Source organism: Streptomyces sp. ALB3 (genome assembly GCF_044385685.1).
Taxonomy (GTDB): domain Bacteria; phylum Actinomycetota; class Actinomycetes; order Streptomycetales; family Streptomycetaceae; genus Streptomyces.
Genome location: NZ_JBISCE010000041.1, coordinates 405,804 through 417,890 on the forward strand (window position 1 = coordinate 405,804; position 12,087 = coordinate 417,890).

9 protein-coding genes are annotated in these 12,087 nt (G+C 71.3%); 5 read left to right on the forward strand and 4 right to left on the reverse strand.

Annotated elements, in window-relative coordinates; genetic code table 11:
* Positions 1 to 101: 101 nt before the first annotated feature.
* Genes ACHFIV_RS28300 through mtnA form a run of 4 tightly spaced genes read right to left on the reverse strand, consistent with a single transcriptional unit; the run spans position 102 to position 5,834 of the window.
* Entirely contained in the window at positions 102 to 1,967 is a 1,866-nt protein-coding gene (locus tag ACHFIV_RS28300; RefSeq protein WP_398974797.1) for an LpqB family beta-propeller domain-containing protein, read from the reverse strand.
* Positions 1,957 to 3,990 carry an MtrAB system histidine kinase MtrB gene (gene mtrB, locus ACHFIV_RS28305; RefSeq protein WP_398974800.1) on the reverse strand — a complete coding sequence of 678 codons (2,034 nt, stop codon included), beginning with the start codon at positions 3,988 to 3,990 and terminating at the stop codon, positions 1,957 to 1,959. The genes ACHFIV_RS28300 and mtrB overlap by 11 nt, the downstream gene beginning before the upstream one ends.
* Before the next feature lies 1 nt (position 3,991).
* Positions 3,992 to 4,681 carry a two-component system response regulator MtrA gene (gene mtrA / locus ACHFIV_RS28310; protein ID WP_187281934.1) on the reverse strand — a complete coding sequence of 230 codons (690 nt, stop codon included), beginning with the start codon at positions 4,679 to 4,681 and terminating at the stop codon, positions 3,992 to 3,994.
* 4 nt (positions 4,682 to 4,685) lie between these two features.
* Positions 4,686 to 5,834 carry an S-methyl-5-thioribose-1-phosphate isomerase gene (gene mtnA, locus ACHFIV_RS28315; protein WP_398974804.1) on the reverse strand — a complete coding sequence of 383 codons (1,149 nt, stop codon included), beginning with the start codon at positions 5,832 to 5,834 and terminating at the stop codon, positions 4,686 to 4,688.
* A gap of 140 nt (positions 5,835 to 5,974) precedes the next feature.
* Here mtnA and ACHFIV_RS28320 point away from each other — a divergent pair, with 140 nt between their 5' ends.
* From ACHFIV_RS28320 to ACHFIV_RS28340, 5 genes are read left to right on the forward strand one after another with little or no spacing between them, the layout of a single operon-like run.
* The gene (locus tag ACHFIV_RS28320) at positions 5,975 to 7,183 is read left to right on the forward strand and encodes a glycerophosphoryl diester phosphodiesterase membrane domain-containing protein (RefSeq protein WP_398974806.1); all 1,209 of its coding nucleotides are present in this window, start codon (positions 5,975 to 5,977) and stop codon (positions 7,181 to 7,183) included.
* A 4-nt stretch (positions 7,184 to 7,187) separates the two neighbouring features.
* Positions 7,188 to 7,880, forward strand: a complete 693-nt coding sequence (locus tag ACHFIV_RS28325; RefSeq protein ID WP_398974808.1) for a DUF4129 domain-containing protein — start codon at positions 7,188 to 7,190, stop codon at positions 7,878 to 7,880.
* Complete coding sequence (locus ACHFIV_RS28330) at positions 7,877 to 9,109, forward strand: DUF4350 domain-containing protein (protein WP_398974811.1); 1,233 nt, start codon at positions 7,877 to 7,879, stop codon at positions 9,107 to 9,109. The genes ACHFIV_RS28325 and ACHFIV_RS28330 overlap by 4 nt, the downstream gene beginning before the upstream one ends.
* Positions 9,106 to 10,125 (forward strand): AAA family ATPase, encoded by a 1,020-nt coding sequence (locus ACHFIV_RS28335; protein WP_398974813.1) that lies wholly within the window; start codon positions 9,106 to 9,108, stop codon positions 10,123 to 10,125. Before ACHFIV_RS28330 ends, ACHFIV_RS28335 begins: the two co-directional genes overlap by 4 nt.
* 10 nt (positions 10,126 to 10,135) lie before the next feature.
* Positions 10,136 to 11,449, forward strand: coding sequence for a DUF58 domain-containing protein (locus tag ACHFIV_RS28340; protein WP_398974815.1), 1,314 nt, complete (start codon positions 10,136 to 10,138; stop codon positions 11,447 to 11,449).
* Positions 11,450 to 12,087 lie beyond the last annotated feature (638 nt).

The following is a 12,087-nucleotide window of genomic DNA, read 5'->3' on the forward strand; positions in this document are numbered from 1 at the left end:
CCCCGCCGACAGGCCGCCGACGCCCTCGGCGCCACCCGGCCGGGGAACCCCCGACCGTGCAGCGGCGCGGCCGGCCCCCGGCTCGGCCGGGACAGCCCCGCTCAGCCCGGGTAGACCAGCGAGGAGCCCTCCTTGAGGACCGTCTGCCAGTTGTCGCCGGGCGACAGCTTCACGATCCCGTCGCTCTCGGTGTCCGCCATCAGCGGCAGCTGCTCGTCGTCGGCAGCCGCGACCGTCGTCACCAGGTTCACGCCCGGCAGGACTCCTGAGGACGACGCGAACCCGTCGGCCTGCACGTAGCGCACCTGCTGCACACCGCCCTCCTCCTTGCCGACCACCACGAGACGGCTGCGGCCCGACCAGGAGACAGCCGTCACGTCGGCCAGCTGGGGCGCGGCCTGGCGCAGGTCCTCCACCGAGACCTGCTCGGCCTCGCCCGAACCGTGCCGCTCGACCCGGCCGATGTGCAGGGTCGTGAGCCCGTCCCTCGACACCCGCAGGGCGATCCTGACCCCGTCCGCCGACATCCGCAGCGCCTCGATGCGCCCGCCGTTCAGACCGGGCACCGCGACCTCCTGCGGTTCCCCGGAACCGTCCACCAGGCGCAGCAGTCTCGGGTCCGACGGGTCACGGTCGGCGACCCACAGGTCACCCCGGCCGTCCCAGCTCGGAGCCGACAGCCGGTCCGCGGCCCTCTTCGCGCGACTGGTCACCACAGGGGCCCCCGCCTCGCTCTCCTCGACGAGGGAGGACACGTAGAGGTGCTGCTGGTTCGCGGAGACCGCGGCAGCCTGCTGTTCGTCACGGGCCACGCCCACGGAGCTCATCGCCACCGCCCCGCTGCCCAGCGGTCCGGTGACCGGCTCCGGGTCACCGCTGCCCCTGGTGCTCCCGGGGATGCGCTGCACACGCCCCTCGCCGTCGACGAAGTACTGGCTGTCGGAACCTTCGGAACCGTTGTCCGAGGCGAAGTCCTCCGCCTCGTCGGCCCCGAGGGAGCACAGCGGACCCCGCTCACCCTGCAGCTCCACCTGCCCCACACGGGCGGACGTCAGATCCCGGAGGGTGAAGAGGACCTGGGCCGCCATCATCCGGCAGGCGTCCTGCCCGGCCTTGCCGGCCTTCCCGTTGAGCGGCACCTTGAGGACGTTCTGGTCGTCCGGGGCCAGGGAGGTGACCCCCCTCTTCAGCGCCGTGCCGGCGGGGAAGCGGGAATCGACCACCGGCCGCAGCCAGTCGGACGGACCTTCGAGCAGCGTCCGCACCGTCTGCGTGGCCGTGTCCATCCGTGTGACGGGGTCGGTGCGGTTCCTCACGTAGACGGGGTCGGCCACCAGTGCCGACTCGTCGTCCTCCCGACCGGCGGCGAAGTAGTACTTGTTCACGGACCGGTACAGGCGCTTGAAGTCGGACTGCCCGAGCACGAGGCCGTCCGGTACGACGTCGATGCGCCATTCCTGCTTGCCGTCCGCCGCCTTCTTCCGGACCAGATGAAGCGTCTGGGAGTACTCCGAGGGGGCCAGCGGCCGGTAGGAACTCTGGGCGTCGACCGCCGCGACCTGTTCGCCGGTCAGCGTGTAGGTCGTCTCGTCGGCCTTCTGCTCCTTGTCCCGGATCGTCGGCCCGTTGCGGTTGGGCGCCTTCGCGAGCACCGTGGTGCCCTCACCGGGCTGCCAGGCCCGGGCGGCTTCCGCGGTCAGATAGGTGCGGGTCGTCCGGAAATCTGGGTCGTCGCTGGTCATCGACTCCAGGAAGCCGTCGACGACCTCGATGGGCGAAGCGCCCTCCCTCGGCGGCACGGCGTACACCTGGACCTGGGAATCGCCCGGCTGCGAGGCGTCGACCGCCTTCACGTCACCGGTGACCGGCATCGCTCCGCATCCGGCGAGCACGAGGACGCCGCAACCGAGCAGCACGGACACCCGCACCGTCCGCCCGTGGCCGCCCCGACGGCGGTCAGTGTCCACGAGTCGTGTCCTCCTGCTCCGGATCCTGCGTCTGTGGGTCGGTGCCCCCGCCCGGCCGGTCCCCCGCCGGACGCGACACCACGCGTGCCCCGCTGCCCGGCAGTGCCGCCGGGTGCACCGACGACGGCGTACGCCGCGCCCCCTGGCCGTGGGCCTGCGCGGCCATGTGCGGACGCGCCGTGGAACCCGTCTGCGTCGGTACGGACATCAGCCGGTGGTCCTGGGGCGCCGGCGCGGCCTCCGCACGCTCACGGTCCTCCCGGTTGCGCCGGGAGTCCTCCGGCTCCAGCGGTATCGGAGACCCGCGCAGCGGCTCGTCCGCCGTACGCGGCAGGGTCAGCCGGAACTGCGACCCACCGCCGGGCTCGCCCCACGCCTGGAGCCATCCTCCGTGCAGACGGGCGTCCTCGACCGCGATCGACAGGCCGAGGCCGGTACCACCGGTGGTGCGGGCACGCGCCGGGTCCGCCCGCCAGAAACGGTTGAACACCCGCGTCGCCTCGCCGGGCTTGAGCCCGACGCCGTAGTCCCTCACCGCCACGGCCACAGCACCCTGAGCGACACCCATCCGCACGACGACGTCACGGCCCTCACCGTGCTCGACGGCGTTGACGACGAGATTGCGCAGGACCCGCTCGACACGTCGCGCGTCGGCTTCCGCGACCACGGGCTGCTCGTCGCCCAGCACCAGGATCCGGCTGCCCTTACGCTCCGCCAGTGGCTCGGCACCGCCGATCACCCTCCGGACGACCGTGCGCAGGTCTATCGGCTCCGCCTCCAGCGCCGCCGCCCCCGCGTCGAACCTGCTGATCTCCAGCAGGTCGGACAGGAGCGACTCGAAGCGGTCGAGCTGGTCGCCCAGCAACTCCGCCGACCGGGCTGTGACCGGGTCGAAGTCGACGCGGGCCTCATGGATGACGTCGGCGGCCATCCGCACCGTGGTCAGGGGGGTGCGCAACTCGTGGCTGACGTCCGAGACGAAACGCCGCTGCATGCGGGAGAGCTCCTCCAGCTGCTGGATCTTCAGCTGCAGGTTCTGCGCCATCTTGTTGAAGGCCTCCCCGAGGCGGGCGATGTCGTCCTCCCCGGTGACCTTCATCCGCTCCTGGAGCCGGCCCGCGGAAAGCCTCTCGGCGATCCCGGCCGCCATCCGGACGGGTGTGACGACCTGGCGCACCACGAACCAGGCGATGGCACCCAGCAGCACGACCACGAACAGACCGGCCGTGGCCAGCGTCGTCGTGACCAGGGTCAGCGACTTCTCCTCCTGTGTGAGCGGGAAGAGGTAGTAGAGCTCGTACGGGTTGTGGTCGATGTCGTAGAGCCGCTTGCCCACGACGAGCCCGGGTTCCGGATCCTTGCCGTACGAATACCGGATCAGCGAGTACGTCTGGAAGGCACCCGTGCCCTTGCCCACGTCGTCCCGCAGCTTCTGCGGGATGCTCGACGCCTCCACGCGGCCCGAGCCGCGCGGGGCACGGCTTGTGCCCTGCCCCGCGGAGTCGGCGCTGAGCGCCACCACGTTGAAGGCGTTCGCACCACCACTGGCGAGCTGGTCGACGAGCTCGGTACGCCAGGAGGTGTTGGCCGTCACGCCGTCGGCGTCACCCTCCTCGCCCTGGTCCCCCGGGACGAGGGGCGCGTTCGCGTTCGCCTGGGCGGCAGCGAAGCCGCCGGCCGCCTGGGTCTGCGCGGCCTTGCCCTTCGCCTCGAGCAGACCGTTGCGGACCTGCCCGATCACGACGAAGCCGAGGAGCAGCACCACGGCGATCGACATCAGCAGTGTTCCCGCCACGACACGCAGCTGCAGATTGCGCCGCCACAGGCGGACAGCGGGCAGCAGCGGGCCGCGGAACCACCGCATCAGCAGGCGCGGCACGGGGCCGCCGGGCGTCCGGTTGCGGAACAACCGGCCGCCCAGCAGGACCCTGCCGAAACGGGAATCGCTCCGGGTCCGACCGGCAGCCCGCTCCGTACGGGCCCCGGGCACCCCGGGTGGCGGAGCAGCGCTGCCCAGGGTCATATCAGCTCGGTCCGGCCTTGTAACCGACACCCCGTACGGTCACGACGATCTCCGGCCGCTCCGGGTCCTTCTCCACCTTCGAGCGGAGCCGCTGGACGTGCACGTTCACCAGACGGGTGTCGGCGGCGTGGCGATATCCCCACACCTGCTCGAGCAGCACCTCGCGGGTGAAGACCTGCCACGGCTTGCGGGCGAGCGCGACCAGCAGGTCGAACTCCAGCGGGGTGAGGGCGATGGACTGGCCCTCCCGCTTCACCGAGTGGCCCGCCACATCGATGACCAGGTCCCCGATCGCCAGCTGTTCCGGCGCGGGCTCTTCGGACCTCCGCAGACGTGCCCTGATCCGGGCGACCAACTCCTTCGGTTTGAACGGCTTGACGATGTAGTCGTCGGCCCCGGATTCCAGGCCCACCACCACATCCACCGTGTCGCTCTTGGCAGTGAGCATGACGATCGGCACACCCGACTCGGCCCTGATCAGCCGGCAGACCTCGATGCCGTCCCGTCCGGGCAGCATGAGGTCCAGCAGCACCAGGTCCGGCTTGGCCTCACGAAATGCGGCCAGTGCCTTGTCGCCGTCCGCTACGAACGACGGCTCGAAACCTTCTCCCCGCAGCACGATGCCGAGCATCTCGGCCAGTGCGGTGTCGTCGTCGACGACAAGGACGCGTCCCTTCATAAACGACATCATCCCATTAGCTAATCGTTACCTGCGATGACCTGGCACACAGCTCTGCCAGTCCGACCCCCGTGACCGGGGAAATGACACCCTCCTCCGTGACGATCGCCGTGACCAGTTCGGGCGGCGTTATGTCGAACGCGGGGTTGTACGCCTGGGCTCCCGGGGGTGCGACGGCAGTCCGGCCCCCCTCGTTCCCGACCGAAACACCTGGCGACGATGTGATCTCCGTCACCTCCGTCGCGGAGCGCTGCTCCACGACGATCGATGTACCGTCCACCGACTCCAGATCGACGGTGGTCGTCGGCGCCACCACGATGAACGGCACATGGTGGTACTTCGCCAGCACCGCCAACGGATAACTCCCCACCTTGTTGGCCACCGAGCCGTCCGCGGCGATCCGGTCCGCCCCGATGAGTACGGCATCCACCTCCCCCGCCGCAAACAGCGAACCCGCCGCGCTGTCCGTGAGCACGCTGTACGGCATCCCGTTCCGGCCCGCCTCGTACGCCGTCAGCCGGGCCCCCTGGAGCAGGGGCCGGGTCTCGTCCACCCACAGCTGCCGCAGGCTGCCAGCCCGGTGCGCCCTCAGGGCGACCGCGAAGGCCGTCCCCTCACCACCGGACACGAGCGCCCCCGTGTTGCAGTGGGTCAGCAGCCGGTGCCCGCCCCCTTCCGGCAGCAGCTCCGCCAGCAGTTCCAGCCCGTACCGCGCCATGCGCCCACTGGCCGCCGCGTCCTGCCGGTGCAGAGCGCGCGCCTCGGCCAAGGCCGCCGCCGCGGCCGCCCCGGGGCCCGACCCGCTCTCGACAGCCGCACGGTACTCCCGCGCCACCCTCCGCGCCCCGTACCCGAGATTCACCGCGGTGGGCCGCGCCTGCTCCAGCCGCTCCGCGGCCAGCGCCACGTCCTCACCGCGCGCTGCGGCCAGCGCCACCCCGTAACCCCCGGCGATTCCCAGCAGGGGCGCCCCCCGCACCGCCAGCGTCCGGATCGCCCGCACCAGCGCGGGCACGTCCGTACACACCAGCTCGGCCTCCTCCGCGGGCAGCCGCGTCTGGTCGAGGAGCACCACCGCGGGACCTTCCGGAGGCTCCTCCCAACGGAGTACGGAGAGAGCCGGGGGCTCGATGCCCACCGGCGATTGCGCGTCCTGATCAGCCATCTGCCCAGTCTGCCCGCTGAACCGGCCGCACACGAAGGCAAGAAGGAGATACAGGGCCACGCCCGCACCGGACCGGCGCGTGGCACGATGGCTGGCAACCTGCCGCCCCGATGAGCGGGCAGGACTGTGAAGGAGCGACGATGAACGACTCTCCGGGCTGGGCTTCGCCCGGATCCGCCCCCTCCGACGGCCAGGAGACGGGCATCCCCAAACCCTCCTCGCCCGTGGACGGAGACGGACCCGCCGGACAGTGGTCTCCCGCACAGCCACCCCCAGGGCAGTGGTCCCCGCCGAGCGCTCCCGGCAACGGCCCGGGCGCGCCACCGCCCGCACCTGGCTGGGGCGGCGCACCACAGGGACCCGGGTGGGGCGGCGCCCCCATGGCTGCGAAACCCGGTGTGATCCCGCTCCGCCCTCTCGGAGTCGGTGAGATCCTCGACGGCGCGGTGTCCACCATGCGCACCCACTGGCGCACGGTGCTGGGAATCAGCCTCACCGTGTCCGTGATCGCCGAGATCGTGATCATCCTCGTGCAGCGCTACCTCCTGCCCGAGCAGAAGTCGGTCGACCCGAACGCGACCGGCGCGGAAGCCATCCGCCAGGCCACCGACTCGGCTCAGTCGCAACTGATCACCAGCGCCCCGAGCACGCTCATCGCGATGATCGCCACACTCGTCACCACCTCGGTCCTCACCGTGGTGATCAGCCGCTCCGTGCTGGGCCGCGGCGTGACCCTCTCGGAAGCCTGGTCCGAGGCCCGACCGCGGCTCCTTCCACTGCTCGGGCTGACCCTTCTGCTGAGCCTGATGAGCGCCGCCGTCATGGGGGCGGGCCTCCTTCCGGGCCTGGCCCTGGGCAACGGGGCCGGAGGGCTCGCCCTCACCTTCCTCGGCTTCCTCGCAGCGTGTGCCGTCGTCCTCTGGCTGATGATCCGCTTCACGCTCGCGGCTCCCGCCCTGATGCTGGAACGGCAGCCCGTACTCACCGCGCTGCGCCGGTCCGCGAAGCTGGTGAAGGGCAGCTGGTGGCGGACCTTCGGCATTCTGGCCCTCACCTACCTGCTGGTCATCGTCCTGGCCCTGATCATCACGATCCCGTTCGGCATCATCGCCGTGACCGTGGACAGCGACGGCCTGAGCGAGTTCCTCAACAGCAACTCGGCGGACTTCGGCTGGCCCTTCCTCATCGTCACGGGGATCGGCGACGTGATCATCTCGACGCTCGCCTACCCCTTCACCGCCGGAGTGATGGCCCTGCTCTACGTCGACCAGCGCATCCGCCGCGAGGCCCTCGACCTGGACCTCGCCCGGGCCGCGGGCGTGCCCGGCTACGAGAACCCCAGGAGCTGATGCGGTGACGGGGGCGGGGGGCACCAGCACAGCGGAACGACACATCCGGGCGGACGGGGACACACCCGTGGACACTCCACGCGTCCCCGCCCGTGAAGCGGCCCGGGACGAACTGTCCGACCCGATGTACCACGAGCACGATCCGAACCTCCTCGAACGCGGACTCGACCGCTTCTGGGACTGGATCGGTGACCTGTTCGCCGGCGCCGCCGGAGCAGCCCCCGGCGGCCCGCTCGGACTCGTCGTGGTCGTCCTGGCCGTCGTCGGCCTGGGCTCCGCCCTGTGGTGGAGGCTGGGCACGCCACGACGCCCCGTCCGCTCTCCCGCGACGCTCTTCGGCAGCACCGTCCGCAGCGCTGCCGACCACCGCGCTGCGGCTGCCGCACACGCCGAAGCCCGGCGCTGGACCGAGGCCGCCCAGGAACGGATGCGCGCACTCGTGCGCTCCCTGGAGGACCGGGCCGTCCTGGACCCACGCCCCGGCCGCACCGCCGACGAGGCGGCCGCCGAGGCAGGCCGGCTGCTGCCCCCGCACGCCGAGCGTCTGGGCGCCGCCGCGCGTCTCTTCGACGACGTGACATACGGGGGCCGCACCGCCGACGAGGCCGCGTACCGGACCCTGTGCACGCTCGACCAGGACATCGAGGCCGCCAAGCCCCTGCTGACCACCGGCACAGCCACAGGAGCCGCCGGATGACCGCGACCGCGGCCGTTCCCACCACCTCGGAATCCCGCACGCCCCGACAGGTCTGGCAACGCGTCCGAGGGCTGCTGCTGGCCGTCCTCATCCTCGTCGTCGCGGGGATCGCTCTCGCGGCCGTCCGCTCCGGCGGCCAGCACGGCCGGCTCGATCCACGCTCCGCGGACCCGTACGGCAGCCGGGCGGTCGCCGAACTCCTCGGCCACCGCGGCGTGTCCGTCGATGTGGCCACCACTCTCGACGAGGCGGCCGGTGCGGCCGGACCCGACACCACCCTGCTCGTCGCGGGTCCCAACATGCTCACGCCTCACCAGCAACGGCGCCTCCACGCGGCGACCGCCGACTCCGCCGGCCGCACCGTGCTCATCGCCCCCGGCGACCCCTCCCTGACCCGGCTCGCCCCGGGCGTACGCCACGCGTCCCACGCCCCGGTGACCGCGCGCCCACCACGCTGCGACCTCCCCGCAGCACGCACCGCGGGAACCGCCGACACGGGCGGCATCCACTACGCGACGGCCGCACCCGGGGCCACCCCCTGTTATCCGGACGGCGACGGGCCGGCGTCCCTCCTCGTCCTGCCGGGCCAGGGAGCCGGCGACACCGTGCTGCTCGGCTCTCCCGACATCCTCTACAACGACCGCCTCGACCAGCAGGGCAACGCCTCGCTCGGCCTGCAACTCCTCGGTTCCCGGCCCCATCTCGTCTGGTACCTCCCCTCGCTCGACGATCCCTCCGCGGCCGTGGGCGGCAGCGGAGGACAGGGTGACCGCAGTGACGACGGATCCGAAGGAGAGAGCGGCTTCATCGGTCTCATCCCCTCGGGCTGGCTCTGGGGCACCCTGCAACTGACCCTTGCCGCCGTCCTCGCCGCACTCTGGCGTGGCCGCCGCTTCGGCCCCCTGGTCACCGAGCCGCTGCCTGTGGCCATCCGTGCCTCCGAAGCCACCGAAGGCCGGGCCCGTCTCTACCGCAAGGCCGACGCACGCGACCGCGCCGCAGACGCATTGCGCTCCGCCGCGCGGACACGCATCTCCCCCATTCTGGGAGTCTCGCCCCGCGACGTCGATTCCCCCGCCGTGCTCCTGCCCGCCGTCACCGCACGCCTCAGCACGCCCGACCGCGACCTCGGCACCCTCCTCTTCGGCCCGGCTCCGGCCGACGACGCCGCGCTTGCCCTCCTGACCGATCAACTCGACGCCCTCGAAAGAGAGGTACGCACTTCATGAGCGCCCCGACCCCGGAGACCGCCGAGCTTGCGGCAGCCGCGACCACCCCTGCGGGCCCCGCACCTTCCGACAGCGCCCGCGCATCCCTGGAAGCTCTGCGTGCCGAGATCGCCAAGGCCGTGGTCGGCCAGGACCCGGCCGTCACCGGACTGGTCGTCGCTCTCCTCTGCCGGGGCCATGTACTTCTGGAAGGCGTACCCGGGGTCGCGAAGACACTCCTGGTCCGCGCACTTGCCGCCTCCCTCGAACTGGACACCAAGCGAGTCCAGTTCACCCCGGACCTGATGCCGAGCGATGTCACGGGCTCACTCGTCTACGACGCCCGCACCTCCGAGTTCTCCTTCCAGCCCGGGCCGGTGTTCACCAACCTGCTGCTTGCGGACGAGATCAACCGAACCCCTCCCAAGACACAGTCCTCCCTGCTGGAAGCCATGGAGGAACGCCAGGTCACCATCGACGGGTCCCCCCGCCCGCTGCCCGATCCCTTCCTGGTCGCCGCCACCCAGAACCCCGTCGAATACGAAGGCACCTATCCGCTGCCCGAGGCCCAGCTCGACCGCTTCCTCCTCAAGCTGACAGTCCCCCTGCCCTCACGCGCGGACGAGATCGACGTGCTCACGCGCCACGCGGAGGGGTTCGACCCCCGCGACCTCAAGGCAGCAGGAATCCAGCCCGTGGCAGGACCTGCCGACCTCGAAGCGGCACGCGACGCCGTTGCCAAGACCTCGGTCTCCCCCGAGATCGCCGCCTATGTCGTGGATATCTGTCGTGCCACGCGTGATTCCCCCTCACTCACTCTCGGCGCCTCCCCCCGAGGAGCCACCGCACTGCTCTCCACCGCACGGGCATGGGCCTGGCTCACCGGCCGGGACTACGTCATCCCTGACGATGTGAAAGCCCTGGCCCTGCCCACGCTCCGTCATCGCATACAGCTGCGGCCGGAAGCCGAGATGGAAGGAGTCACCGCCGACTCCGTCATCACCGCTGTCCTCGCCCACGTCCCCGTCCCCCGGTGAGGCGGTGACCATGGCCCTCACTGGACGGGCCGCCCTGGTGGCGGCACTGGGGTCACTCCCCGTAGGCATATTGGCCCCGAGCTGGACGGGCTTGCTCGCGGTCAACGTCCCGCTCTCACTGGCGATTCTGTGCGACTACGCCCTGGCCGCGCCAGTGCGAAGCCTTCAGTTCACCCGATCCGGTGATACATCCGTTCGACTCGGCGACTCGGTGACCGTTCAACTCACCGTCACCAACCCTTCTTCGCGTCGGCTCCGTGCCCACCTCCGTGACGCCTGGCCCCCCAGCAGCTGGACCTCGGAGAGTGAACAGACCTCGGCCCGGCACCAGTTCGCGCTGTCCGGCGGGGAACGCCGTCGTCTCACCACGCTTCTGCGACCGTCGCGGCGTGGAGATCGCCAGGCGGACCGCGTCACGGTCCGGTCGTTCGGTCCTCTCGGTCTCGCGGCCCGCCAGGGGTACCACCGCGTGCCCTGGACCGTCAGGGTGCTGCCGCCCTTCACGAGCCGCAAGCATCTGCCCTCACGGCTCGCGCGGCTGCGTGAACTCGACGGCCGGACCAGTGCGCTCACGCGCGGGGAGGGCACGGAGTTCGACAGCCTGCGCGCCTACGTACCGGGGGACGACACCCGTTCCATCGACTGGCGGGCCACCGCGCGGCAGTCAGCCGTCGCTGTCCGTACCTGGCGCCCGGAGCGTGACCGCCACATCCTCGTCGTGCTCGATACCGGCCGGACGTCGGCGGGCCGGGTGGGCGACGTGCCGCGCCTCGACGCCGCGTTGGACGCGACCCTGCTCCTCACCGCCCTGGCCACCCGGGCAGGGGACCGCGTGAACATGATCGCTTACGACAGGCGCGTCAGAGCCCAGGTGCGAGGCAAGGCAGCGGGCGGCGACGTCCTGTCATCGCTCATCAGTGCGCTGGCCACGCTGGAGCCTGAACTCGTGGAGACCGATGCGCGCGGCCTTGCCACGGCGGCACTGGCGAACGCTCCCCGTCGCTCCCTGATCGTCCTCCTCACCGGTCTGGACACCACGCCCGTCGAAGAAGGCCTTCTGCCGGTCCTCCCTCAGCTGACCCGGCGCCACACCGTGCTGGTCGCAGCTGTCGCGGATCCTCACGTCGAGGCGATGGCGGGCGCCAGGGGCACAGTGGACGCGGTGTACGAGGCCGCAGCCGGCGCGCAGGCGCACGCCCGACGCCGCCGCGTCGCGGACCGGATCCGGCGTCACGGCGCCACGGTCGTGGATGCCCCGCCCGATGCCCTCGCGCCGGCACTGGCTGACGCCTACCTCGCCCTGAAGGCCGCAGGGCGGCTGTAGACGCCTTCGCCGGCGCGTGACGACGGCTGCGGTCGCACGCGGGGGAGACCGAGCGGAGCGGAGGGTGGGATCAGAGCGGGGGCCGCCGCACGCGAGCCGGTTGCCGTCCGGATCCTGTTGGACGCCTTGCGCACGCCGTTCGCCTAAGGGCTGTCCCGTAATCCCTGGTGGATCAGCGCACGGCGTCAGATGCGGTGCATCGCAAGGCGGAGGGGCGTCAGCATACTGGATGTATTCGGGCGTTCCGACAACGCAGCGAGGTGCCGTAGCTGTCGTCGTGCGCCCGCCAGGGATTACGGGACAGCCCTTAAGGTCTCCCGCTCCGAGGACGCCAAGCCCCGGGGCGGCGGTCTCGGTGACGAGCGAGTCCAGGTCATCGTCGAAGCGGGTGTGCAGGGCATGGTCACGTGCGGCGGTCCTCCTCCACAGCCATCGACCGGTACTTCACCGGCTCCCCACACCGCTTCGGTGTCGCTCGCGCCGAAGGCCGGCGGACAGCCGAACGGCTGCTGGTACCAGCCACCCTGTCGCGTAATCCTTCACCGGAAGGCCAACCGGAATACCCGCGTACAAGTCGATCGTCGCCATGGCCGTCATGCTCAGGGCTGTCCGCTACCGCCCCGGGCCAAGAAAAAGGC